Below are 23,851 nucleotides of genomic sequence, written 5' to 3'. Positions count from 1 at the left end.
CACGGGTGGCTCAGTTACCGACCACCTCACTCACGGACGCGCGGGCGGCGGCTTTCGTCGACGAGGTTCTTGCCGGTGGGCCACGTGGCGACCGGGGCTTGCAGGGACAGGTGGATCAGCGTGAGGGCGTCCTCGGTGAACAGGTGGTCGGGACGCCCGGCGATCTTCAGATGGTGGGCGACGTAGCTGATCGTCTCCTTCGAGGTCATGCCCGGCATGCCTTCATTTGTCAGCATCCGGATGTCTTCCTGGACGACGTCGACCGCGATCTGATCGCCCGGCGACGCTCCGCGCACCACTAGCTCGGCTTCCCGCTCCAGATGTGCACCGGGCGCTGCATCGGCCGGTTCCTCCCGGACGATCCGCTGGATGCGCCGTGGCCGGTGGTCGAGCTCTTGGCCGCGCAGCTCGGTATCGAGGACGCGTCGGTGGTGAAGTGGTACACCGAGCGGCCGAAGACCGCCTACGACCACGCGTGGGAGATCCGGGGCGCCTACGAGTACCACGAGTATGACGATGCGGAGTGGTCCCGACGGTTCCGTACGTTCATGCACGGTCGGGCGTGGACGCACGCCGAGGGCCCGAAGGCGCTGTTCGACCACGGGGTGGGCTGGATGCGCCGCAACCGGCTCCTGGTGCCCGAGGTGTCGGTGCCGGCCCGGCAGGTGTCGCGGAGAAGCGGCTGCACGCCACGGTCGCGGGCGCTGCCAGCCGCGCGGACCCGGCACTGGCCGGGGATCTGGTGGCGACGCTGAGACGCCGGAGGGTTCCCGGTTCTCGGAGCTGGAGCGGCTGCGCCAGCCGCCGACGCTGACGGCGGGCACGGCGTTTCGCCCGCGCGCTGGAGCGGGTGGACGAGATCGGTTTCTCGCGTCGAACCGTCTGAAGTCCGTCGCCTAACGGTTGCGGGGGACGTGTCACCCACGCTGGCCGCACATCTCTTCGTGTCCCGGGGAATGCCCGCACTGCCTGGGTGGTTGTAGAGGGCGTGATGGTGAAGGGGACAGTGTCCCCGGGCCTCATCTATAGCCTGCAGGGACGATCGTTCGGCTGAAGCCCTGCAGAGCCTTTCGCCGCGTAGGCGACCGCCCTTCACGATCACACCCGATTACGGGTTCAGCCCCGGCCGGCACGCTGACCGGGGCTTTCTCCTGCCGCAGTCGCTTCTTCCCGAAGGGTGCTCCCGCACGGAGCAGGCGATGCCGTCGCCGGTCGCCTTGGCACCCGCTTCAGCCAGATGCTGCATGCGCCGGCGCCGGCCAGCGTGCCGACCTCAGGCCGGGGGAGCGAGCGGACCGTGCGCTCCTGGCCATCCACGTACCCGGCGACAGGTTCCGGGCGAGCTGCTGATTGCGCCAGCCCCTCTGCATCGCCTCGAAGACCTGCTCCTCCGGCCTCAGTAGCGGCAGACCGTCCACCAAGTGCAGCCCAGCAGACCCCGGCGCGAGTCCGTCCCCACCCATCCACGATCACTCTCCGTCTACCGCATCTAACGTGAGAATGTCGCATCAGATGCGAACCGGGGGGCGTCTTCGCAGTTCAATCGCTCGATGGAGTGAGGCCCACGCACGAGCCCAGCCTCAGCGGCTACCGTGGCTCCGTACGGTGCAGGGCTCAACTGCGCTGGTGGGAAGGCTCATCCTCAGCCTCGCCCCGGCATCCAGGACAGGTGTCGCCTATTCGCATCCAATGCGATGGCGTCGGTAGGAACGTTGGTGCAGCGGTTGGCGCTGAGAACGATCATGGTCAGGGCGTGAGCGCACTGACCCCGTTCTCGTAGACGACCGGGTCCTCTATCCCGGCCTCCTCCAGGACGAGGTCCTGCCGAGCGGTGGACCGCTGGTCGGTCGAGACCCGCTTGGGGACCAGGTCTTTCCACAGCTCGGGTGTGAGCACCCACATGTGCACGGTGAGATCGTCGCCGCCGGCCAGGCGCAGGATCTCCGGACGTGGGGTGACGGCCGAAGTGGGGCCATCGCTGGCGCAGTTGGTGTGCAGCACTGTGAAGTACAGCCGTCCGCCCGGTTGACGGCGGTGGACAGGGCGGGCGGGAGCCGGTGCGGGTCGATGAAGTGGAAGGTGCTGAGGGAGTAGATCACGTCGTACGGGGCTGTCGTGCCCAGGAACTCGACAGCGTCGGCGTGCACCAGCCGCAGGTCCGGTATATCGGGGTAGCGGGCACGCGCTCTCTCGATCTGGCTGAGGGAAGCATCGACGCCGTCCAACTTCGCTTCGTGGGTGCGGGCCAGGTGGGCGGCGTGCCGACCGGGGCCGCAGCCGATGTCCAGGACCCGCAGGCCCCCGATGGCCCCGAGGAGGTTGTCCCCCGGCCCGTTCGCTGCCGGGCCCCAGCTGATCCGGTCCACTTCCGGCAGGGGAGTGGAGCGCTCCAGGTGGTGCTTTCCATAGGTGTCCCATGCAAGGCGGGTCTGATGCTCGATGTCCAACACGTCGACTTCTGTGCTCAGTTCAGGGGTGGAGTGCATAGCAGCGCAGCACGTCGAGATCGGCGGTGCGTACGACGGACCAGCCCGCGGTGAGGATTTCGGCCTGGGCGGGTGTGATCCCGAGGTGCCTGTACGGATCGTCTTCCTTGCGGCGGCCGGCAAGTTCGGTGACGACCCAGAAGGTTCCGTCGGGCGCCAGGATCTGTCGGACGCGGTCGAGGAAGGCCGCCTTGTCGTCGATCCACCGGTAGACCAGGCGGCAGGTGACGACCGCATACGCGTCATCCGGAAGGGCGCTGAGGTCGTCGGACACGAAGTCCATCAGGTGCCAGGCCGGCCCGTCGCCCTGCTGGGTGTCGAGGGCTGCGGCGATGGCACTGGGCGCGAAGTCGATGCCGCTGGTGCGGTAACCGAGCTGGTGAAGGTGACGGGCGAGTGAACCCTCGCCGGTGCCGATGTCGAGTGCCGGGCGTCCGTGGCCCGGTCCGACATGGTCGGCCAGCAGCGCTGCCTCGGTGCTGGTGACCTCGCGATACCGGCGTCCGCCGGCCCAGAGCGGCTCCCAGTAGTCGGCGGTGGCCGGTGCGGTCGCCACTCGACCGCTTTGCGAGCGGGCAGGACAGCAGGGCTCTTGGTCCTGGGCGTCGGCAGGGGCTGCAGGCGCTGCTTCGCCGGGAACGACGGGCCAGTCGATCTTGATCCGTGTGTGTTTCTTATGGATCACGTGCAGGCCGTCGGAATAGGCGCCGGTCGGTCCGGTGGCGTCCTGGGGTTGGACCGTGATGTGCGGGCAGGGTGCGGCGCGGTGGTTGCGCTGCCAGTGCTGGACGTGCTCGGCCATTTCTGTGGCTGCCAGGTGACCGGCTGGTCCGTAGCCGTGGATGATGAACTCGTAGAGCCCTCCGTCGCTTTCGTCGTCTCCGATCCGCTCGTGTGCCAGACGGGCGAGTGACGTCCCACGCACCATGGCCGCGCTGGGCCAGTGCGGGGGCGGGGGGCTGATGAGGCCGGTGTGGTGGTCCGGGCCGACGGACAGGCGGCAGAAGCCGGGGAGAGCGCCGGCCAGATACAGGGTGAGAGAGTCGAAGGGTTCCTCACTCCGGACGGTGACGTGCGTGCGGACCGTTGAGGGCGCCCTGTCGAAGGCCGGGGCCAGTTGGTCGATGGGCATGGGCGTTCCGTCCTCAAAGGCAAGGCGGATGCCGCAGCCTGGGATGGTGCGTAGGTTGGGTTCCCACGCGCCAGCGCCCTGCATGGGGACGAAGCCGCACACGGTGAGCGGCTCCTCACTGATGAGCGCACCGTCGTGTTTCGTGAACCCGATGGACCAAACGTACTGGTGGAGACGTAGCGGGGCGACGAGGCGTCCGCCCTCCGCGACCACGGTGATCCACGGCAGATCCCAGGTGTCGACCGTGACGATCACCGCGTCGAAGCCGCCTTCGGGGACGACATCGACGGGCAGATATTCGGCGTCCGCGGTGAGGACATGGACACGGTCGTATCCGGCGGCGGCGAGGAAGCGGGCGGCCCGGTCGGTGACGTCTGGGTCGATGTCGACGGTGGTGACCTGTCCGGTCGGGCCGACCAGTTCGGCGATCAAGGCGGCGTTGTAACCGCCAGAGCCGACCTCCAGGACACGGTCGTCCGGCTGGATGCGGGCCGCTTCGAGCATCACGGCCTGCAGCCACGGTGCGCTGACGGAGCTGCTGATCCGGCCGTCGGGCGCGCGACGGGTGGGGATGATGTCATCGGCGTACGCGGTCTGCACGGGCACTTCCGGTGCGAAAGCATGGCGGGGAACCTTGCGCAGGGCGGCCTCGACAGTGGCGGTGCGGACGTGGCCGGCCGCGAGGAGCTGATCGACGAGCCGGTGCCGCAGTGCGCTGGGATCGTGTTCCTGCGCGGTAGTGGGGAGAGCCGTCACCCTGGGGCCTTTCGAGCGGGTCATGCGGGATCTGCGATGGTGGGGGAGCCGGGGCGGGGGATGGTGCCCGCGGGGGCGTACTGGGCGGCTTGCGCGTCGAACATCGAGGCGTAGCGGCCTTGGGCGACCATGAGTTCGTCGTGGCTGCCGTGTTCGACGAGGCGTCCGTGGTGCAGGACGTAGATGCGGTCGGCGTGGCGGACGCCGGACATGCGGTGGGTGACCAGGACGACGGCCCGGTTCGGGGCGGCGAGCCGGCGGATGCGGTCGAATGCGGCGATCTCCGCTTCCGGGTCGAGGGCGAAGGTGGGCTCGTCCACGATGAGCACGCCGTCGGCATCCGAGGTGGCGCTGCGCCAGTGGGTCCGGGCGAGGCCGATCTTCTGCCACTCGCCGCCGGACAGTTCGCTCGCGCCGCGGAACATTCGGGCCAACAGGGTGCGCAGCCCGTCGGGAAGTTTTGCGATGACCGGTCCGGCACCCGCGTAGTCGACGGACGGCTGCAGGTCGCCGAAGAGCTCCTCCTCGGCGTCGGAGACATCCGGCTCCGCCATCCGCACCCGTCCGGAGAACCTCTTCACAGCGTGCCTCCTGACCCGGGCCGGCTCAGCGCCTGGAGAGCCGGTGTGGGCAGCCACCGCGTCATGGTGGGCGTGATCCACACAGAGGCCCTGCGGCTGGACTCACCTCGGTACGAGCACTCCTCACTCCGGGCCACGCTATGGGGCGTCGCAGGTGCTGGTGTCCTGGCCGAAGTCACGAGGTCCCCCTTGACGGTTGTGTGGCTGCTCCTGGAGCTCAACGAGCCGGCCGGAGTTTCGAACACATGTGTTTCGGTCGTGTTGGTAACCCTGGGATTGAGCGCGCGCCGGAGCTTGCGGGTTGCATCGACCCTTGCGGCCCCTGGGCCTGTGACCGGACTGGTAGTGGCCAAAACGCCGAGCGTGCCGCCGCTCAGGGCGCGGGGATGGAGCGTGATCCAGCGGAAGCGGGCGAGCAGAGTGCCGCATCCAGGGAGCGGCGGACGACCGCGATCATCAGGAGAAGCGGGCAATGGCAGGCTCGGTGCGAATCCGCAACAAGGTGCTGGCCGTCGCCAGGTCCTCGGGAGTGTCGATCGCCAACCCTTCGTCTGCGACGCCGAGCATCCGCACGTCGTGGCCATGTTCGATGAAGCGCAGCATCTCCACCCCTTCGGTACGTTCCAGCGGCCCCTGAGGTGGATGCCGGAACGTGTTGAGGGCCGTTCGGGTGAAGCCGTAGAGACCGAGCTGACGCAGGTACCTCGGTCGGTCACCGCGCGGGTAGGGGATCGGCTGCAGGGAGAACATGAGGGCGTTGTGCTCGGCGTCGACGACGACCTTGACGACGTTGTGGTCCAGGACGGCACCGGCGTCGTCCAGCTTCGTGTACGCGTTCAATGCCAGGGTTCCGGGTGCCAAGCGCTCCATGGCTTGGGAGACAGCGTCGATCGCGGTGGGGGAGATGAACGGCTCGTCGCCTGAACGTTGATGTACGCGTCTGCGGGCAGGCGTTCGGCGCACTCCGCGACGCGGCCGGTGCCGGTGAGGTGTACTCCGGTCCGCATGCACTCGATGCCCAGGCGGTGGCAAACCTCCTCGATGCGCTCGTCATCGGTGGCGACCACCACCCCGTCGAGGCGCTTCCACCCGGGCCATCGGCTGTTCCGCCCGGCGTGCCACCTGATCCACCAGGACCATCCCATGGAGCGCCGCAAGCCACGCGGGAGGTTCCCGCAGTGCCACCCGAACTTCGGCAGCCCGAGCGCGACTTTGAGGGTCGGTGGGACAACGTGCACCCATTCATGGAGGCGGAGAAAGCAAGAGGGCCACAGCGTCAAACGCGCGTGTGAGCTGCTGAAGGCCTCCCGTGCCGCCTTCTATGCCCGCCGCACCGGTGCTGCCGGCCCTCGCGCCGCGCAGGACGCGGAGCTGACCGAGCAAATCACCGCCGTCCACGCTCAGCCCCCGCGGCACCTACGGCGCCCCGCGCATCCACGCCGTCCTCAAGCGCGAGGGCACAGCGTGTGGCCGCAGACGCGTCGCCCGGCTGATGCGCGCCGCCGGGCTCACCAGCCGGCACCGCAGACGACGACACCGCACCACGATCCCCGACCCGCACGCGGCCACCCGCCCCGACCTGGTCCTGCGCGACTTCCGGCCCGACCCGATGACGACCGACGCCCGCCGGTGCGCCGACATCACCTACGTCCCCACCGATGAGGGCCGGCTCTACCTGGCCACCGTCATCGACGTCGCCTCCCGTCGGGTGGTCGGCCGGGCCACCGCCGACCAACTGCGCACCGAGCTGGTCGCCGACGCCTTGCGAGCCGCCTGCCACCAGCGCCGCCCCGCGGGGTCGGTGATCTTTCATTCCGACCACGGCTGCCAGTACACCAGCTATGAATTCTCCTCGCCGGCCAACGAGTTGGGCATCTGGCTGTCGGTCGGCCGTACCGGCCAGTGCTGGGACAACGCGCTGGCCGAGTCGTTCTTCGCCACCTTGAAGAACGGGCCGATCGGCACTCAGCCCTGGCCGAGCAGGTCCGCCGCCCACACCGCGATCTTTGACTGGATCGAGAGCTGGTACAACTTGCACCGACTGCACAGCAGCCTCGGTTACTGCAGTCCCGCCGACTACGAGGCCGCCCTGGCAGCCTGACCGCCGTGTCCATCAGTGCGGAACAAGCTCAGAAACCGGAGCCGGGCGCATGAGCTGACGAGCAACTGGGCGTCGCAGTCGACCGCAACTATTGCAGCCCGTCCAAGACATGGACGGTGACCACGGCGTAAGCGATGTGCGGGATGATGTCCGAGATCCACCCGGAGAGCCCCCATGTGCGGGGATCCGTCACCCCCAGAATAGTCATCGGACCGTTCGTCCCGATCAGTGCGCCTACGGTGGCGACCACATACTGGCGCCGCAGAGACGGACGCCAACCAGCCGCACGTGCGAGGCTCAGCATGGCGCCCATCCCCAACCCAGCAGCGAATCCCGTCATCGGGGCAAGCCCCGCGATCCGATCGCCAAGGCGCGCGCCCGCACCCGGGATGCGGATGTGAAGTCTCGCCGTCAACTTGCGCAGCGTCTCTTCTGGTGTGGTGCTGGCCGGCCTGGCCCGAACCGCCATGTCGGCGTAACTGACTATGTTGAGCGCGGTGGTGCCCGCCGCTCCGGCTGCGGCGCCACGCAGTAGCGGGCTCGTCAAGTTCATGGCTCCTCCGCGGGTATGCCGTGTGGTGGGCGCCCCATGCTCAGAGTCTCACTTGACCGGGCGTAGTGCAGCGCGGACCGATCCGGGGTCGAATGGACTGGGGCACTGCCCCTGGCAGGCCCCATGGATGCCGTGTGCGCCGTGATGATCGCAATCAGCACCTGGCCCCTGGACAGCAAGGCCTGGGGCAGCCTCCGCGCGCACCGACGTACAGGCTCGGAAGGCGGTCAGGCGACGTCGACCACGATCTTGCCATGAGTGGCGCCGCATTCAACGGCCTCGTGTGCTGCGGCGTTGTCGGTGAGGGTGAAGATCCTGAGGTCGACCATCGGCTTGAGCGCCCCCGCGTCGGCGAGGGCAGCAGCCTCACGCATGATCTCTCCGTGCCGCTCCCGCCCGCGTCCGGTGAGCAGGGTCAACAGAGTGAAGATGCCGGAGTAGGTCGCCCCGCGGAAGGAGAGGGGTGCGAGAGCGTGGGTTCCCCAGCCCAAGGCGCTGACTACGTGGCCGGTGTAGGTGCGGACAGCCTTGAAGGAGTTGTCGAGCACGGCCCCACCGACGGTATCGAAGATGACATCGAACCCCTCCCCACCGGTGTACTTGGCCATGTAATCCTCCACAGACGTGGTCGTGTAGTCGATGGGAGTGGCTCCCAGTCGCTCGACGACCTCCAGCCGCGAGGAGGACGCGGTGGCGAAGACTTGAGCACCGCGGGCCCGGGCGATCTGTACAGCCACATGGCCGATACCACCGGCTCCGCCGTGGATGAGGACCTTCTGTCCCGAGTGAACCTGAGCGCGGTCCACCAGTCCCTCCCAGGAGGTGATGAAGACCAAGGGCAGAGCTGCGGCCTCGCGCAGGGTGAGAGAGGCAGGCTTTGATGCAAGGAGACGGGCGTCCACCGCCGCGTACTCGGCGAGCGAACCCTGCACATCTCCGGCGCCTCCGGTCATGCCGAACACCTCGTCGCCGGGGGCGAAGTCGCCGACACCGGTGCCGACCTCCTCGACCACGCCTGCCATGTCCAACCCCAGAACGGTTGGAGGCGTGCGCTTCGCATGGGGCGCCTTGCCGGCCTGGATCTTGGCGTCCAGCGGGTTGACGCCACTGGACGCGATCTTGACCAGTACCTGGCCCGGGCCCGGAGCAGGCTTCTCGATCTCCCGAAGGACCAGGGGCGTGCCGAACTCTTCAAGGACCATCGCGCGCATGAGCGTGCCGTGCCTTCCTGTGTAGCGGAGTGGAGGGGGAGGGGGCAGGTGTGGTCGGCGACCAGGCGCCGTGCCGCGGACTTCGCCTCGTCCACGACCGCCCTGTCCTGCAGCAGGCGACCAGAGGTCAGGTCCGCTCGACGACCCAGCGGGTTTTGCCCAGGCCGGAGCCATGGGGTGTGCCTTTGCGGGCGATCTTCGGTGTGATGTCGCGGGCCCGGATCGGTCGCCGGTACTTGTCGTAGTCGTAGCCGCGGTCGGCGAACAGCCGACGTGGCCGGTTGCGAGGCCAGCCTCGAACACCGCGGATGCGGGATATCGCGTCCAGCAAGGGCATCAGCTGGGTCACGTCGTGACGGTTTCCGCTGGTCAGCGAGACGGCCAAGCGGGTTCCGTGCCGGTCGACGATCAGGTGGTGCTTGCTGTCGGGCCGGGCCCGGTAGACCGGCGAAGGTCCGGTGTGAGCCCCCCTTTGAGGACGACAAGGGCTTCGCCGTCGACGAAGCCGAAATCACCTGGTGGGGCCTCTGCACGGACTGCCAAGCCCCTGACGCTGGTGACACCACCGCCGGCCACGGCACCGCGCACCGGGGCAGAGGCCGGTAACAACCAAGGCGGGCAGCCGGCTCCCCGGCCCGAGTGATGCGTGACAGCACCTCTGGTGTCATGTGCGCGAGAACCACGGTGCACAGCACAGAATCCCCGGCCACGACCACCGGTTCCCGTCACGCCGCCGCCCAAGATCCTCAATTAGGGGCGGGATGCCGCGAGAAGCCCCTGCCGCGCGATGCGGCAGCAAGCTGCCTCCTGCGGCCGCGCGATGCGGCCGCTCGAGGCAGTTTGCCGACAGTCCGGCGTCCACCTTCCGACGAGCGGTGCGACGGTTTTCGCGAGACCCTGAGATCGGGGCCGCGCCCGGCAGTGGCGACGGGCGACAGGCGAGCGCGCCTGAGAACGGCGACGCACATCCAGCAGACACCCGCACCTAGTGAGGAAGGCGGGCCGTGATGACCGAATCGGATACCGGAGCCACTGGGCGGAGCCACGGCGAGGTCGGTCCAGTCTCTGCGGTCAGGCTGAGCGTCAATGAGCAGGTGCACCGGGTCGAGGTGGATCCGCGCACTTCGCTGCTCGACGCGCTGCGCGAGCATCTGTGGCTGAGTGGTACCAAGAAGGGGTGCGACCACGGGCAGTGCGGCGCCTGCACGGTGCTGATCAACGGCCGCCGCGTCAACTCCTGCCTGACGCTGGCCGTCATGCACGAGGACGACGAGATCGTCACGGTCGAAGGCCTGGGCGATCCCGAAGGCATGCACCCTATGCAACGCGCCTTCGTCGAGATGGACGGCTTTCAGTGCGGCTACTGCACGCCGGGCCAGATCTGCTCGGCGGTCGGCATGCTCGCCGAGGTGGAGGCGGGCTGGCCCAGTCACGTCACCGCCGACGTGGCGACGCCGCACATCGCGTTGACGGACGAGGAGATCCGCGAGCGGATGAGCGGCAACATCTGCCGGTGCGCCGCCTATCCGAACATCGTCGCGGCCATCCGGAGCACGGCGGGAGGCGGCACGCAATGAGGTCCTTCACCTACGAGCGAGCGACGGACGCCCGGGCCGCCGTCGCCGCCGTGTCCAGAGACGGCGCGAAGTTCATCAGCGGTGGCACCAATCTGCTCGACCTGATGAAGCTCGACATCGAGACGCCCAGCCATCTCGTCGACATCAGTCGGCTTCCCCTGCGGGCCATCGAGGAACTTCCGGACAGCGGACTGCGCATCGGCTCTCAGGCGGCCAACTCCGAGGTGGCCGCGGACGAACGAGTGCGTGCCCGCTATCCGGTGCTGTCGGAGGCGCTGGTGGCCGGCGCCTCGGGCCAGTTGCGCAACATGGCGTCCACCGGGGGAAATCTGCTCCAGCGCACGCGGTGCCCGTACTTCTATGACACGGCCGCAGGTTGCAACAAGCGTGATCCGAGCTCCGGTTGCTCCGCGATAGGCGGGTTCAACCGGATACACGCGATCCTCGGCGCCAGCGACTCCTGTATCGCCACCAACCCGTCGGACATGGCCGTCGCGCTGGCCGCCCTGGAGGCGGAGGTCGAGTTGCTCGACGCCGATCAGGCGGTGCGTCGCGTCGCCATCGCCGACTTCTACCGGCTGCCGGGCGCTACGCCACACATCGAGACCGAGCTGCGGCGCGGCGAGATGATCACGGGCGTCGTCCTGCCGCCGCCCCCGCCGGGCCGACAGAAGTACCGCAAGGTGCGCGACCGGGCGTCCTACGAGTTCGCACTGGTCTCCGTGGCGGCCGTCGTCTCGGTCGACCAGGGCACGATCCATGAGGCGCGCGTGGCGTTCGGCGGTGTGGCGCACAAGCCGTGGCGGTCCGCCGAGGCGGAGGCAGCGCTGAGGGGTCGTCCGGCCACGATGGCCACCTATCGCGCGGCGGCCGAGGAGGCCATGCGCGACGCGGTCGGGCAGGGGCACAACGACTTCAAGATCGACCTGGCCAAGCGCACGCTGTGCCGCACGCTGGCGCAGGTGGCCGGCGCGAGCTGAGGAGGCCACATGATCGGGCAAGCTGTGAACCGGGTCGACGGCCCGCTGAAGGCCACCGGCCGGGCAGCCTACGCCTACGAGCACTGGGAGGCCGGTCAACCGCTCTACGGTTTCATCGTCGGCGCGACGATCGGCAAAGGCCGCATCACCCGGATCGACACCGACGATGCCGAACGCGCACCGGGCGTGCACTGGGTGATGACTCATCTCAACGCCCCGGAGCAAGGCCCGCGCGACGAGTCCATTTCCTTCGAATACTGGCGCGCCCAGCCGCAGATGACCAGCGCCGAGATTCACTACTACGGCGAACCGGTCGCCCTCGTCGTCGCCACGACCTTGGAACAGGCCCGCGCCGCGGCCGGGCTCGTCGAGGTCGAATACACCACAGGCCGGGGTCGTTTCGACTTCGGTGAGTACGAAGATGACGTATACATCCCGAAAGCGGTCAATGCCGGCCTGCCCACCGACACCGCGGTGGGCGATTTCGATGCCGGGTTCGCCGGTGCGGACGTCCAGATCGACCAGCAGTACTCGACGCCGTACGAGTTCTCACTGCCGATCGAACCCAACGCGTGCCTGGCGGAGCCGCGTGGCGAGGACTTGATCGTCTACCTCAGCGCGCAGATCGTCGACGCGGCGCAGGCCTCGGTCGCCGGCACGCTGCGGATGGACCCGGAGCGGGTTCATGTCGTCGCCCCGTTCGTCGGCGGCGGGTTCGGCTCCAAGCTGGGCATCCATGCCGAGACGATCCTGGCGGCGCTCGCCGCCCGAACGTTGCGGCGGCCGGTCAAGGTCGCGCTGACCCGGCAGCAGGTCTTCCAACTCGTCGGTATGCGCCCCATATCGAGCCAGCGGGTCCGGCTGGGCGCGGGGCGCGACGGACGGCTGACCGCGATCGCCCACGACGTCACCATGCACACCAACCCCGACATCGAGTTCGCCGAGCAGACCGCCGCCACCGTCCGCAGCCTCTACGCCGCGCCCCACCGGTTGACCAGCCACCGGCTGACGGCCCTCGACCTGCCGCGGGGGACGGACGTCCGCGCGCCGGGCGAGGCGCCGGGCATGCTGGCGATCGAGTCGGCGATGGACGAACTGGCCGACGCCCTCCGGATGGACCCGGTCGAGCTGCGGATCCGCAACGAACCCACCGTCGATCCCGAGCGCGACGTGCCGTACAGCGACCGGCATCTGGTCGAGTGCCTGCGCGAGGGCGCGCGCCGGTTCGGCTGGGAGAACCGCCCGGACACCCCGGCGAGCGCTCGCGAGGGACGATGGCTGGTCGGCTACGGCATGTCGTCCGCCATCCGGGGACACTTCCAGGGACCGACGACCGTACGTGTACGCCTCGACGCCGACGGCACCGCCGTCGTCCTGACGGACATGACCGACATCGGCACAGGCACGTACACCATCCTGTCCCAGGTCGCGGCCGAGGGGCTCGGACTCCCGCTCGAAAGGGTACGGGTCGAGCTCGGGCGTTCCGACAATCCCACCAGCTGGGGGTCCGGAGGGTCGTGGGGTGCCACCAACTCGTGCACCGCCGCGCATCGGGCGTGCGCGGCCCTGCGCGAGAAGCTGCTGAACGCGGCCCGCGGCGACGCAGGCTCTCCGCTGCACGGCCTGGACCCGGCCGACGCCGTGTTCTCCGATGGCAACGTGGCCATCGGGGGCGTCTCCGAGGCGCTGAGCGAGATCGTCGCGCGCAGCCATCCCGAAGGCGTGGAGGCGGAGGGCCGGGTCCGCTACATGGGCGACGATCCGAACTACACGGACTACTCGATCAACACCTACGGGGCCCATTTCGCCGAAGTGGGAGTCGACGCGGACACCGCCGAGATCCGGCTGCGGCGCATGCTCGGCGTGTTCTCGGTGGGCCGCGTCTTCAACCCGAAGACGACCCGCTCGCAGCTGATCGGCGGCATGATCTGGGGAGTCGGCGCGGCACTCGAGGAGGAGGCCGTCGTCGACCTGCGATCCGGCGCCTTCGTCAACCGCGATCTGGCGGGGTATCTGGTGCCGGTCCACGCCGACATCCCCGCCGTGGAAGCTGTCGTCCTCGACGGGTACGACGACAAGGCCAACCCCCTGGGCGCGAAGGGCGCCGGCGAGGTCGGCATCTGCGGGGCCGGTGCGGCTGTCGCGAACGCGGTGTTCAACGCCACCGGAGTGCGGGTCCGCGACTTCCCGATCACCATCGAGAAGGTGTTGCCCGGTCTGCCCCTGCTGGAGGCCTGAAACCGGCGCCGCGACGCCACCACCGCGGACAGCGAGCGCACCGACCCGTCGCCGGCCCTCCGCGCTGGTCGCGCACGAAGGTCGTGACCTGGTTGGAGTTCTTGTAGCCGAGATATCTCGAGGCCTCCGCTGCGTTCAGCAGCGTCTCTGCCGGGAGGGAGGGCGGTACGTGCTCGGCGAGCCGTGCCGGCGCTCGGTGGGTGAACCACTCGGTGACCTCCGCGTGGTCCCACAGCCGGGCGCGGCCGCGCTTGCCGACAGGCTCGGGGAACGCCTTGCCGACCGCGTTCTGTGCGCGCCCGGTGTGGAGGCCGGTGATCCGTGCAGGCGTGAGACCCTGCTCAGCCGCAATCTCGGCAGCGTCGGCCAGCTGTTTCTCCGACGCTCCCGGCTTACGGCCTACTCCTGCGGGATCAGGCAGACCCCGGGGCGCGCGGCGGCCTCGGCCATCTCCACGTAGGCCATGGCCGCCGGCGTCCTCTCCCACTCGGCCGGGGCCAGCAGCAGGATCACCTCGTCGCGGTCCTGCGAGGCATCGCACGGCATGCCAGCCGTTTCCGTAGCGGACACCAGGGCGGCGGTCGCCAGTCCATCGACGCGCGCTGTCACCTCCCGGAGCAGAAGTTGCAGGCCCTGCTGGTACAGCTCGTTCGCCTCGCTCAGGAGCAGCACCAGGTCCTCGCCGTGGCTGGCCGGGGCTGCCGCAGCGAGGTCGAGGATGCGCAGGGTCGCCGTCATCATGAGCAGTATCCCCGCGTAAGAGGGGTAGCGGTCAGCTGCAGTCATCGCAGCCGGCTGTGCTGTGCACGAGCTCGCCGTGGCCAGAGCGAGCCCTGGAGTCAGAATCTTGCACTTCAGCGACCGGGAACCCGCGCGCCAGCCACCACAAGCATTCTTCCGGTTCGGCGACGGGTACGACGGAGCCGGCGCAGACCGGGGTTGCCATGTGCCGCCGCGTCAAGGCAGTCAACGGCGTGGGCGACCAGGAGGCGAGCATCTGCGCCGTACGGAACTATCGCTCCAGATACGCGCGGCGGGCCCCTGCGTATACATGTGCGTATACTTAGGTTATGTCTGATGCGATGATTCGAGTGCCGGCCGAGGTTCGTGACCGGCTGGCAGTGCTCGCGGAGTCCCGCGGCACGTCGATCCGGACCCTGGTGCAGGAGTTCGCGGAGTCCACACTGACGGACGAAGAGCGCCGCGATCGGGCCGAACGTACCCGTGCCTATCTTGCGGAGCAATTCGGTGTCGAGGTGTCCGACGAGGAAAGCGTGGCAATGGGTGCCCGTCTGCGCGAGGCATTCGGGCCTGCGAACGGCGCGACCGCGTGATCCTTCACCATCTGGTGCTTGATGCGCCGACCCTGCTGGCGCTCGCTGGGAACCGGCAGGTCTCTGCGCTGGTCCATCGGGCGCACTTCGAGACGGAGACCCGATTGTGGGTGCCGGTGCTGTCGGTCCTGGAGGCCGACCGGGAACACCGGGGGATGGTCGACCACGTTGGGCAGCTGGAGGTCCTGCACACTGTCGATCTCGACTATCCTGCGGCACTCGCGACGGCGGACCTGTTCCACGACGGCGTCCCGGTTGGCATTGGCGCGGCGATCCACGCAGCGCGACACCTGCCCGAGTGGGGAACGGACGCGCTGATCGCAACGGTGGAGCCGAAGGTCTATGCCGGGCACGGCGTTCGTGTACTCGATCTCAACCGGTGATGCCCCTCCGCCTCGGCCAGCACCCCCACGTCCCGGGCGCACCCCCACCGATGGCCTGTCCCGTCTCCCGGTAAGCACCATGGTGAATGCCTGCTTGTGGTAGACGGGGATTGAGGAACATCGGAACGAAAGCCGGCGCTAAGACCGTGTCCTACATGGCAGTTGGTCGTTGCGCTGGACATGGGGAGTGGACGGTGGGGATGGATCGTTCCGGACGGCTTGTGGGAGATCGCGAGGCCGCTGCTGCCGCCGGCCCGGGTGCGTCCGCAAGGGGGCGGGGTCGCGAACATCGATGATGAGGCGGTGTTTGCCGCGATCATCTATGTTCTGGTCAGCGGGTGTGCATGGCGGGCGTTACCGCCGTGCTTTGGGGCGTCGAAGTCGACCGTGCATCGCCGCTTCGTCATCTGGTCTCGCGCCGGAGTATGGGGGCAGCTGCATCAGAAGGTTCTCCAGCTTCTGGACGAGCGAGACCTGGTCGACCTCTCCCGCGCGGTTCTCGATTCAGCCCACGTGAGGGCTAAAAGGGGGGCGAACTTGCAGGTCCGAGCCCCGTGGACCGGGGTAAGCCCGGTTCCAAGATGCACGTCCTGTCCGACGCGAACGGACTGCCCCTACGCGTCGGAGTCTCCGCCGCCAACACCCACGACAGCCTCGCCCTGAAGCCGATGCTGTCCCATTTCCACATGGGACACGAATCCCACGCGACCGATTCCAAGCCCCAACGCCTCCATGCGGACAAGGCGTACGACGTGCCTCATCTGCGGCGATGGCTATGGGGCAAGCACATCGGCGTCCGCATCGCCCGCAAGGGAGTCGAGTCCAGCGAGCGACTCGGCCGTCGAAGGTGGGTCATCGAACGCACCATGTCCTGGCTGACCGGCTACCGCCGGCTCAACCACCGCTACGAGCGGAAACCAGGCAACTACCTGGCCTTTCTCGGACTGGCCGCAGCCCTCTGCTGCTACAAACGGCTCCTCACGCTGACCATGTAGGACACGGTTTAAGCCCCTGGAGGGCTTGGGAGCGCTTTGACCTGGGGTTCGGCGGGGGCGGAGCCTTCGGCAGTCGTGTTGATCACTGACTGTCTGGAGGCCCGGGGTGCCGGTCGAGTTTCTGACGGATGAGCAAGCCGCGAAGTATGCGGCGTACGACGGGGCGCCGTCGTCCCGTACGGAGTTGGAGCGGTTCTTTTTCCTGGACGACGCGGACCGGGCGCTGATCGAACCGAAGCGGCGGGCCCACAACCGGCTCGGGTTCGCGGTGCAGATGACCACGGTGCGGTTCCTCGGGGTGTTCCTGGACGATCCGACCGACGTGCCGGCGGAGGTGGTCGACTACCTCGCCGAGCAGCTCGGTATCGGGGACGCGTCGGCGCTGAAGGCGTACGGCGAGCGGGAGAACACCCGGCTCGACCACGTCCGTGAGCTGCGGCGGGTCCTGGAGTACACGGAGTTCGCCGAGGCGGAGGCGGAGCTGCGGGCGTGGGTGGACGCGCGGGCCTGGACGACCGGGGAGGGGCCGAAGGCGCTGTTCGACGCGGCGGCGGGGTGGCTGCGTGAGCGGCGTGTGCTGCTGCCCGGGGTGACGACGCTGGCCCGGCTGGTGGCCGCGGTGAGGGAGGCGGCGAACCAGCGGCTGTGGGACACCCTCTACGGGGTGCTGAGCACCGGTCAGCGTGCGGTGCTGGACTCCCTGCTGACGGTGCCGCCGGGCGCCCGGGTGTCGGAGCTGGACCGGCTGCGCCGGGGTCCGGTGCGGATCTCCGGGCCACAGATGAAGTGGGCCTTGGAGCGGGCCGAGGAGATCGCGGCCTTCGGGATGGGCGAGGTGGACGTGTCCGCGATACCGCCGCGGCGGCTGGCTGAGCTGTCGCGGTACGGGGTCGACGGCAAGGCGTCGCTGCTGCGGCGGCACGGTGACTCCCGGCGCCTGGCCACGCTGCTGGCCACGGCGGTCTACCTGACGTCCCGGGCGGTCGATGACGCCCGGGACCTGCTGGAGGTGCTCATCGCGACGAAGCTGCTGGCCAGGGCGGAGCGGGAGACGGCGAAGGAGAAGCTGAAGACCCTGCCGCGCGTGGAGCGGGCGTCGGCGAAGCTGGCCGCCGCGTTCCAGATCGTGTTCGACACCACCAGCGAGCAGGTCGACACCGACACCGGGGAGATCAGCCCGCCCGAGGTGGAGACGCTGGAGGCGATGTGGGAGCGGATCGAGCAGGTGGTGCCCCGGCACGAGCTGGCGGCGGCGATTGCCGCGCTGTTCGAGCTGACTCCGCCGCTCGACTCGGACGCGGACGAGGCATGGCGGGCCCAGTTGGTCACCCGGTTCGGCACCGTGCGGCCGTTCCTGAAGCTCCTGGTGACGGTGGTCGACTTTGGTGCCACGCCGGAGGGCCTGCCGGTCCTGAAGGCGTTGAAGTCGCCGCCGGACCTGATGGGACGCAAGAAGGTCGGCCCGGCGGAGATCGACACCGGCCTGCTCGCCGGATCGTGGCGGCGCCTGGTGCTCTCCGCGCCGCACCTGGAGCCGGGCACGGTCGACTGGAAGGCGTACGCGTTCTGCGTGCTGGAGCAACTGCACCGGATGCTGCGGAGCAAGCAGGTGTTCGCCAAGAACTCCTTCAAGTGGGGCGACCCCCGCGCGAAGCTGCTGGACGGAGACGCATGGGAGCAGGCCAAGCCCACCGTGCTCGCCTCGCTCAACCTGCCCGCCGAGGCGGGTGAGCACCTGGCGGCGCGGGCCGCGCTGCTGGACGGCACCTACCGCGAGGTCGCCGCACGAGTGCCGGCGAACTCACAGATCGTGTTCGACGACGACGGCCGCCTGCACTTCGCCGCCCTCGAGCCGGAGCCCGAACCCGCCTCCCTGCGTCAGCTGCGCGAGGCAGTGGAGGCGATGCTGCCCCGGGTCGACCTGCCGGAGGCCCTGCTGGAGGTGTTCTCCTGGACCGGCGCCGACCAGGCATTCACCTCGGTCACCGGCGGCGAGGCCCGGCTGAAGGACCTGCACGTGACGATCGCCGCCCTCCTTGTCGCGCACAGCTGCAACGTCGGCTACACCCGGGTCATCGGGGCTGCGGACGCGTTGAAGTACGGGCGCCTGTCCCATGTCGACCAGACGTATCTGCGGCTGTCGACGTACCGGGCCGCGAACGCCACACTGATCGACTACCAGGCAGCCATCCCGCTCGCGCAGACGTGGGGCGGCGGCCTGGTCGCCTCCGTGGACGGCATGCGGTTCGTCGTCCCCGTGCCGTCGGTGTACGCGCGGCCGAACCCGAAGTACTTCGGGCGCCGGGGCGGGGCGACCTGGCTGAACATGATCAACGACCAGGCGGCGGGGCTGGGCGGGAAGGTGGTGGCAGGCACCCCGCGCGACTCGCTGTACGTGCTGGACGTCCTCTACGACCGCGACGGCGGCAAACGCCCGGAGATGATCGTCACAGATACCGCGAGCTACAGCGACATTGTCTTCGGGCTGCTCACCTTGGCGGGGTTCACGTATGCGCCGCAGCTCGCTGACCTGCCTGACCAGAAGATGTGGCGCATCGACCGCGCCGCTGACTACGGCGCTTTCCAGGATGCGGCCCGCGGCCGGATCGATCTCGCCAGGATCGAACGGCACTGGGAGGACATTCTTCGGATCATCGGCTCCATCCACACCGGCGCCGTGCGCGCGTACGACGTGATCCGGATGCTGTCCCGCGACGGCCGACCCACCCCGCTCGGCGACGCGATCGCCACTACGGGCGGATCGCCAAGACCCTGCACATCCTGCGCCTGGCCGACGAGCCCGGCTACCGGCGGCAGATCAAGAGCCAGGCGAACCTACAGGAGGGCCGCCACTCTCTCGCCCGGAAAATCTTCCATGGTCGATCCGGGCAGCTCTACCAGCGCTACCAGGACGGTATGGAAGACTAGATCGGCGCCCTGGGCCTGGTCCTCAACGCTCTCGTGCTGTTCAACACGCGGTACATGGACGCCGCGGTGAACCAGCTGCGTGCGGATGGCTTCGACGTCCGTGACGAGGACGTGGCCCGCCTCTCGCCGTTCGTCAGGCATCACATCAACATGCTCGGCCGGTACTCCTTCCAGCTTCCCGACCTGCCCGGCGGCCTGCGTCCGCTGCGCGATCCGGACGCGGCCGAAGAGGCGTGAATCTGGTGCGGGTGGCATTCACCGCCGGGGCTATCCCGGCGGTGACGTTTGCACTGGTCACCGGCTCGGAGTGCTGGGAGCCGTAACGCAACTGGGGTCGCGGCGGCTATGAAGTTCCGGGCTGCTGTTGGGTCGGCACTGGGGGCGTGAGCGGCCGCCAACACCGGGTGGGTGCGGCGGCCGTGGGTGGGATCGGCTCCTGGTTCGAGTCAGTCAGCCCGGAGTAGGGCGCGCAGCTCGGAGGTGTCGATGATGTGGGCGCGTGAGGGAAAGACATGGTGGAGCAGGACGTTGTGGACTTCGGTGTCTGGGTCGGCCACGCCGTCGGACAGGACGTAGAGCTGGTAGTCGCGGTCGGCCGCGTCGATGACGGTGGACAGGACGGCGCCGCTGGTGCTGACGCCGGAGACGACCAGAGTGGTGATGTCGCGCTCGCGTAGCTGCTGGTCGAGGTCGGTGGTGGACATGCCGCCGTAGCGGATCTTGCGCACGACGATGTCGCCGTCCTGGGGAGCCAGGCGCTCGTGGATGGCAGCGGCAGGGTCCTCGTGGTGCATGACGCGGTGTTGGGCCAGCGGGGCGAAGGACTTGTTGGAGGCCGGGATCGCGTCCCAGTCGGCATCGGTGAAGCCGACGCGTACGTAGGCGATGGTGCCGCCGTTTGCGCGAACGTCGGCGATGGCCCCTTCCACACGACCGAGCAGGGCGTTTCGATCCTGGCCTTCGGGCACGAAGGCCAGGATCGCGGGCTGGTAGTCCATGACGAGAAGAGCGGTGTGGGTGGGGTCAAGTGCGGGGGCAGTGCTCACGCGAGTGTTCTCCTTGCTGGTGGTGTGCCTGTCGACGCGGACGCGCACCGGTGGACCGGTTGAGGGCTGCGGACTTCAGTGGTGAGTTGCGGTGTCTCATGAGTGGCTGCGGGACAGTTCCGGCTCGTGCTGCGACGTCTGGTCCTGTCGGGGAAGCAGGAGCGGTGTGGTCAGGATGAGCAGTCCTGCGACTGTGAGAGCGGTGCGTGGGCTGGTGACGTCGGCGAGCAGCCCGGCGAGTGCGGTGAGGACGGCGATGGACGCCTGCTGGCCGATCGACCAGGCCGACAGGGTTCGGGCGACGAGATGCTTGGGGGTGTGTTCGAGCCGGTAGGTGGCGAGCACCGGGCTGTACAGGCTCATGTTGATGATGATCGCCAGCTCGACGGCCATCACGGTGACGAGGCCGACGACGCCGGGACGGACAAAGGCCAGGCCGATCAGCCAGATGGCGCGCAGAGTGCCGACGGTCCGGAAGACCCAGTGCCGGCCGAATCGGGCCACGACACGGCGGGCCAGCCGGGAGCCGATGAGGCCGCCGAGGCAGGGAGCGGCGAAGGCAAGGGCGTACTGCCAGGGTGGGAACCCAAGCTCGCGAAGCAGGAGCACGGCCAGCAGCGGCTCGGTGGCCATGATCAGACCGGCGACGAGCACTTGGTTGAGGTAGAGCGGCCGCAGACCGGGGTGGCCCATGATGTGTCGCCAGCCGTCGAGCAGTGCGCCCGCCCGGACCGGGCTCTTGTCGGCCGTTCGCGGCGCTTCTTCCTGGCCGCGGAGCGCGGTGATGCCCAGCGCCGAGAGCAGGTAGCTGAGCGCGTCGGCCACCACGGTAGTGACCGGCCCGAACAGGCCGATCGCCGCCCCGCCGAGCGGTGGTCCGACCGCGATGGAGCTCCAGTTCGTGGACTCGAACCGCGCGTTGGCGACGAGAAGGTCGTCCGGGCGGACGAAGGTTTTGAGGTAGGCGCCGCTGGCCGCGTTGAAGGCGATCTTGGCTGCGGCGACCACGGCCGAGACTACGAGCAGTTGGACGAAACTGAGCCATCCGAAGGCGTAGGCGACCGGGATCGTCGCCGTGGCCGCAAACCGGGTCAGGTCCATCATGATCATGACCGGGCGCTTACGCCGGAACTCCACCCACGGTGCGAGTGGCACCGCGATCAGCGCGCCCACCGCAGGGCCGACCGCGGACAGCGCGGACACCTCGGCGGGTCCGGCATGCAACACCAGCACGGCGATCAGCGGCAACGCCCCGAATCCCAGCCCGGACCCGTACGCGCTCACCGCATATGACGCCCACAGCCAGCCGAACTGCCGACCCAACCGTCTCCTGCCCACCATGCTCAGCGCACTCCCCTTGAGGTCCCACCCGAACAAACTGACGTTGACCGATGAGAGGTAAGCGGGCAGGACAACGGCAGGTCAAACAACTGACCTGCCAGCAATCCACAACTATCAGTTGTTCGCTAAGGTGAGTCGGCGTGGACCTCGAAGCAGTACGTACCTTTGTCGCCGTCGCGGAAGCGGGCCAGTTCCAGAAAGCCGCCACCGATCTGTCGATCACCCAGCAGGCTGTCTCCAAACGCATCGCCACACTGGAGCACGACCTCGGTGTGCGGCTGTTCACCCGTGCCCCCCGCGGCGCCGAGCTCACCATCGACGGGCAGGCGTTCCTGGCCCACGCACGCGAGCTGCTGCGCGTCGCCGAGCGCGCGGGTGCGTCCGTACGCCCGGGCCACCGTCCGCTGCGTGTCGACGTGATCGCCTCGCGCAGCGCGCAGTCGAGCCTGATGCGCGGTTTCCATCGCGCACACCCCGAGATCGACCTCGACGTGATGATGCTGTTCGACATCGAGACGGCCGTCACCGCAATTCGCTCCGGTGAGATCGACGCGTCCTTCCGCGCCGTCGCCGCGCCCGGCAGGCCACTTCCCGGGGACATCGCGTCCGTCCGGGTGCTCGACGAGCCGCTCCAACTCCTCACCGGCCCCGCCCATGCACTGGCAGGCGCCCGGTCGGTGACCGTCGCCCAGCTCACCGGGCACCGGATCTGGATGCCCGGCATCGCCCCCGGTACCGAGTGGGGCGCCTACTACGACGACCTCGTCGCCGAGTTCGACCTCACCATCGAAGTGACCGGCCCCAACTTCGGCTCCGACGCACTCCTCGACACCATCGCCGACACCCCGGCCCTGGCCACCTTCATGGGCGAACACACCCGCCTCATCTGGCCCACCGACCACGGCCTGCGCCGTATCCCGGTGACCGACCCGACGCCCGTCTACCCGCACTCGCTCCTCTGGCACCGAGATAACCCCCACCCAGCGCTGACCACCCTCCGCACCTATCTCGCCGCCACGACGGCCGGCCAAGACGCCGCCGGGACCTGGGCACCGGGCTGGGTGATTCCTCGCTGAACGGCTCCTGCCCGTGCGGCCAGCCCCACCCAGAGCAGGCGGTCAACGGCGGGCGTCGCCGGGGGCGAGCAGGCTGGTCAGCTCGGCGATTGCCTCCGGGGAGGGCTTGAAGTAGCGGCGGACGTTCTCCGGCTTCTTGTGCCGGGACTTCGCCATCAGCATCAACAGCGAGGCACCCTGCTCGCCGAGATGGGTCAGGGCGGAGTGGCGGTACTCGTGCAGGTCCCAGCCCGTACCCGCTCCGCGCAGGGCGTGTGCTCGTCGAGCAGGGCGCGGGCCTGCCCGTACGACAGCCTGGCCAGCCCAGTGTCCGGGCATACGTCGCGGAGGCTGACGACCTTGCCCGGCCCTGGGCGGCGATGGGTGACGAACACCGGCCCGCGGGTTCGTCCCTTGAGTAGCCGGGGCAGCAGCCGGGCGGTGCCGGCATCCCAGTACACGGGCTCCAGCACGTAGTCCTCGCGCGACTGGCCCCGGCGGCGGGCCTTGGTCCGGGCGCCCTTGGCCTTGACCAGGCAACGGCGCCCTGCGAGGTCCAGCTCCTCGATGTTGACGCCCAGGATCTCCTCGGACCGCCCGGCGGTCTCGTAGAGCATCCGCCACAGCGTCTTCTCCCGCAGGTGCACCTCGCGCCGTGCGATCAGCCGGTCGACCGCCATCTTCGAGCGGGCCGGGGTCTCGGAGTCCGGCACCGCCAGCCGCTTCGCCCAGGCCGGGACCATCGGTCCCTCGTAGCCTCGCTCTCGGCACCAGCCGAGCCAGGACAGCACCCCCGCCCGGCGGGAGTTCCAGGTGTTGACCGCCGCGGTGCCCCAGAGCAGTTCCAGGGCCTCACCGATCTCCTCGTCCGCGACCGACGTCAGCGGCCGGGCCTCGCCGAGCCGTTCGGCGGTCTTGCCCACCCCGATCCCGTAGTTTCGAACCGTGTTCGAGTTACCAAGCGAGTCGAGAAACACGTCCGCCGCCGCCCGGACGGTCAACGCCTTCCCGGCCGGCAGCTGTACGACGGTGGGCACCACTTCCCCCTTGCCACAGATAACAGGGCCGCTTCACGTAGCGGCCGGAGAGCGTCACCACAGGTGACGGATCAAGTTACCGCAGATATCGGGGTGTTATCCGTGGGACGACTTCAG

15 protein-coding genes and 8 pseudogenes are annotated in these 23,851 nt (G+C 68.8%); 10 read left to right on the top strand and 13 right to left on the bottom strand.

What is annotated here, in order from left to right; genetic code table 11:
- Nucleotides 1-26: 26 nt before the first annotated feature.
- Nucleotides 27-236 (bottom strand): hypothetical protein, encoded by a 210-nt coding sequence (locus ABZ899_RS24380; RefSeq protein ID WP_361350054.1) that lies wholly within the window; start codon nt 234-236, stop codon nt 27-29.
- Between the two features lie 9 nt (nt 237-245).
- Between ABZ899_RS24380 and ABZ899_RS24375 the strand changes: the two are divergent.
- A pseudogene (locus ABZ899_RS24375) lies at nt 246-862 on the top strand (DUF4158 domain-containing protein); the annotation flags it as partial.
- Nucleotides 863-1,746: 884 nt separating this feature from the next.
- Here ABZ899_RS24375 and ABZ899_RS24370 read toward each other — a convergent pair.
- The 5 genes and pseudogenes from ABZ899_RS24370 to ABZ899_RS24350 form a co-directional block, all read right to left on the bottom strand.
- Nucleotides 1,747-2,001, bottom strand: a complete 255-nt coding sequence (locus tag ABZ899_RS24370) for a hypothetical protein (RefSeq protein ID WP_361350052.1) — start codon at nt 1,999-2,001, stop codon at nt 1,747-1,749.
- Nucleotides 2,002-2,090: 89 nt separating this feature from the next.
- Nucleotides 2,091-2,486 (bottom strand): annotated as a pseudogene (locus ABZ899_RS24365) (class I SAM-dependent methyltransferase); the annotation flags it as partial.
- Nucleotides 2,470-4,398, bottom strand: coding sequence for a methyltransferase, FxLD system (gene fxlM, locus ABZ899_RS24360; RefSeq protein ID WP_361349868.1), 1,929 nt, complete (start codon nt 4,396-4,398; stop codon nt 2,470-2,472). The gene fxlM and the pseudogene ABZ899_RS24365, both read right to left, overlap by 17 nt.
- Nucleotides 4,395-4,862 (bottom strand): annotated as a pseudogene (locus tag ABZ899_RS24355) (ABC transporter ATP-binding protein); the annotation flags it as partial. The gene fxlM and the pseudogene ABZ899_RS24355, both read right to left, overlap by 4 nt.
- 549 nt (nt 4,863-5,411) lie before the next feature.
- Nucleotides 5,412-6,100 (bottom strand): annotated as a pseudogene (locus tag ABZ899_RS24350) (3-deoxy-manno-octulosonate cytidylyltransferase).
- 275 nt (nt 6,101-6,375) lie between these two features.
- Here ABZ899_RS24350 and ABZ899_RS24345 point away from each other — a divergent pair.
- Nucleotides 6,376-7,056, top strand: a pseudogene (locus tag ABZ899_RS24345) (IS3 family transposase); the annotation flags it as partial.
- 88 nt (nt 7,057-7,144) lie between these two features.
- Here the strand turns inward: ABZ899_RS24345 and ABZ899_RS24340 are convergent.
- The 3 genes and pseudogenes from ABZ899_RS24340 to ABZ899_RS24330 all read right to left on the bottom strand — a co-directional run.
- Complete coding sequence (locus ABZ899_RS24340) at nt 7,145-7,609, bottom strand: hypothetical protein (protein WP_361349865.1); 465 nt, start codon at nt 7,607-7,609, stop codon at nt 7,145-7,147.
- A gap of 227 nt (nt 7,610-7,836) precedes the next feature.
- Nucleotides 7,837-8,820 (bottom strand): zinc-dependent alcohol dehydrogenase family protein, encoded by a 984-nt coding sequence (locus tag ABZ899_RS24335; RefSeq protein WP_361349862.1) that lies wholly within the window; start codon nt 8,818-8,820, stop codon nt 7,837-7,839.
- Nucleotides 8,821-8,950: 130 nt separating this feature from the next.
- Nucleotides 8,951-9,280, bottom strand: a pseudogene (locus ABZ899_RS24330) (transposase); the annotation flags it as partial.
- A 547-nt stretch (nt 9,281-9,827) separates the two neighbouring features.
- Here ABZ899_RS24330 and ABZ899_RS24325 point away from each other — a divergent pair.
- Genes ABZ899_RS24325 through ABZ899_RS24315 form a run of 3 tightly spaced genes read left to right on the top strand, consistent with a single transcriptional unit; the run spans nt 9,828 to nt 13,615 of the window.
- The gene (locus tag ABZ899_RS24325) at nt 9,828-10,397 is read left to right on the top strand and encodes a 2Fe-2S iron-sulfur cluster-binding protein (RefSeq protein ID WP_361350043.1); all 570 of its coding nucleotides are present in this window, start codon (nt 9,828-9,830) and stop codon (nt 10,395-10,397) included.
- Complete coding sequence (locus ABZ899_RS24320) at nt 10,394-11,377, top strand: xanthine dehydrogenase family protein subunit M (RefSeq protein ID WP_361349859.1); 984 nt, start codon at nt 10,394-10,396, stop codon at nt 11,375-11,377. Before ABZ899_RS24325 ends, ABZ899_RS24320 begins: the two co-directional genes overlap by 4 nt.
- 9 nt (nt 11,378-11,386) lie before the next feature.
- Entirely contained in the window at nt 11,387-13,615 is a 2,229-nt protein-coding gene (locus ABZ899_RS24315; RefSeq protein ID WP_361349857.1) for a xanthine dehydrogenase family protein molybdopterin-binding subunit, read from the top strand.
- Nucleotides 13,616-14,014: 399 nt separating this feature from the next.
- Here ABZ899_RS24315 and ABZ899_RS24310 read toward each other — a convergent pair whose 3' ends face one another.
- Nucleotides 14,015-14,401, bottom strand: coding sequence for a hypothetical protein (locus tag ABZ899_RS24310; RefSeq protein WP_361349855.1), 387 nt, complete (start codon nt 14,399-14,401; stop codon nt 14,015-14,017).
- A gap of 284 nt (nt 14,402-14,685) precedes the next feature.
- Between ABZ899_RS24310 and ABZ899_RS24305 the strand changes: the two genes are divergently transcribed.
- The 4 genes and pseudogenes from ABZ899_RS24305 (at nt 14,686) to ABZ899_RS24290 (ending at nt 19,492) form a co-directional block, all read left to right on the top strand.
- Nucleotides 14,686-14,949, top strand: a complete 264-nt coding sequence (locus tag ABZ899_RS24305; RefSeq protein ID WP_361349852.1) for a hypothetical protein — start codon at nt 14,686-14,688, stop codon at nt 14,947-14,949.
- Entirely contained in the window at nt 14,946-15,332 is a 387-nt protein-coding gene (locus ABZ899_RS24300; protein ID WP_361349849.1) for a hypothetical protein, read from the top strand. The genes ABZ899_RS24305 and ABZ899_RS24300 overlap by 4 nt, the downstream gene beginning before the upstream one ends.
- Before the next feature lie 180 nt (nt 15,333-15,512).
- Nucleotides 15,513-16,327, top strand: a protein-coding gene (locus tag ABZ899_RS24295; protein WP_361350041.1) for an IS5 family transposase whose coding sequence is annotated in 2 segments (ribosomal slippage) — nt 15,513-15,855 and nt 15,855-16,327 — 816 coding nt in all. Because the reading frame shifts where the segments join, the coding sequence is not laid out codon by codon here.
- Nucleotides 16,328-16,433: 106 nt separating this feature from the next.
- A pseudogene (locus ABZ899_RS24290) lies at nt 16,434-19,492 on the top strand (Tn3 family transposase).
- Between the two features lie 209 nt (nt 19,493-19,701).
- Here the strand turns inward: ABZ899_RS24290 and ABZ899_RS24285 are convergent.
- Both ABZ899_RS24285 and ABZ899_RS24280 read right to left on the bottom strand, forming a co-directional pair.
- A complete protein-coding gene (locus ABZ899_RS24285; RefSeq protein ID WP_361349846.1) occupies nt 19,702-20,301 on the bottom strand; it encodes a cysteine hydrolase in 600 nt (199 codons plus the stop codon).
- Between the two features lie 96 nt (nt 20,302-20,397).
- A complete protein-coding gene (locus ABZ899_RS24280) occupies nt 20,398-21,642 on the bottom strand; it encodes an MFS transporter (protein ID WP_361350039.1) in 1,245 nt (414 codons plus the stop codon).
- A gap of 140 nt (nt 21,643-21,782) precedes the next feature.
- Between ABZ899_RS24280 and ABZ899_RS24275 the strand changes: the two genes are divergently transcribed.
- Complete coding sequence (locus ABZ899_RS24275; RefSeq protein WP_361349843.1) at nt 21,783-22,718, top strand: LysR family transcriptional regulator; 936 nt, start codon at nt 21,783-21,785, stop codon at nt 22,716-22,718.
- Between the two features lie 42 nt (nt 22,719-22,760).
- On the opposite strand, the pseudogene ABZ899_RS24270 reads toward ABZ899_RS24275, so the two are convergent.
- Nucleotides 22,761-23,734: pseudogene (locus ABZ899_RS24270) on the bottom strand (site-specific integrase).
- Nucleotides 23,735-23,851: the final 117 nt, after the last annotated feature.

The sequence above is a fragment of the Streptomyces sp. NPDC046859 genome (assembly GCF_040645135.1).
Taxonomy (GTDB): domain Bacteria; phylum Actinomycetota; class Actinomycetes; order Streptomycetales; family Streptomycetaceae; genus Streptomyces.
Note: the sequence above shows the minus strand (reverse complement) of the source record. Positions and strands in the feature narration are given on the sequence as shown.

Bases quoted from the DNA above. Each gene is read 5' to 3' on its own strand.
- ABZ899_RS24380 (WP_361350054.1), bottom strand. From the start codon at position 236: ATGCTGACAAATGAAGGCATGCCGGGCATGACCTCGAAGGAGACGATC.
- fxlM (WP_361349868.1), bottom strand. From the start codon at position 4,398: ATGACCCGCTCGAAAGGCCCCAGGGTGACGGCTCTCCCCACTACCGCG.
- ABZ899_RS24340 (WP_361349865.1), bottom strand. From the start codon at position 7,609: ATGAACTTGACGAGCCCGCTACTGCGTGGCGCCGCAGCCGGAGCGGCG.
- ABZ899_RS24335 (WP_361349862.1), bottom strand. From the start codon at position 8,820: ATGCGCGCGATGGTCCTTGAAGAGTTCGGCACGCCCCTGGTCCTTCGG.
- ABZ899_RS24325 (WP_361350043.1), top strand. From the start codon at position 9,828: ATGACCGAATCGGATACCGGAGCCACTGGGCGGAGCCACGGCGAGGTC.
- ABZ899_RS24320 (WP_361349859.1), top strand. From the start codon at position 10,394: ATGAGGTCCTTCACCTACGAGCGAGCGACGGACGCCCGGGCCGCCGTC.
- ABZ899_RS24315 (WP_361349857.1), top strand. From the start codon at position 11,387: ATGATCGGGCAAGCTGTGAACCGGGTCGACGGCCCGCTGAAGGCCACC.
- ABZ899_RS24310 (WP_361349855.1), bottom strand. From the start codon at position 14,401: ATGACTGCAGCTGACCGCTACCCCTCTTACGCGGGGATACTGCTCATG.
- ABZ899_RS24305 (WP_361349852.1), top strand. From the start codon at position 14,686: ATGTCTGATGCGATGATTCGAGTGCCGGCCGAGGTTCGTGACCGGCTG.
- ABZ899_RS24280 (WP_361350039.1), bottom strand. From the start codon at position 21,642: ATGGTGGGCAGGAGACGGTTGGGTCGGCAGTTCGGCTGGCTGTGGGCG.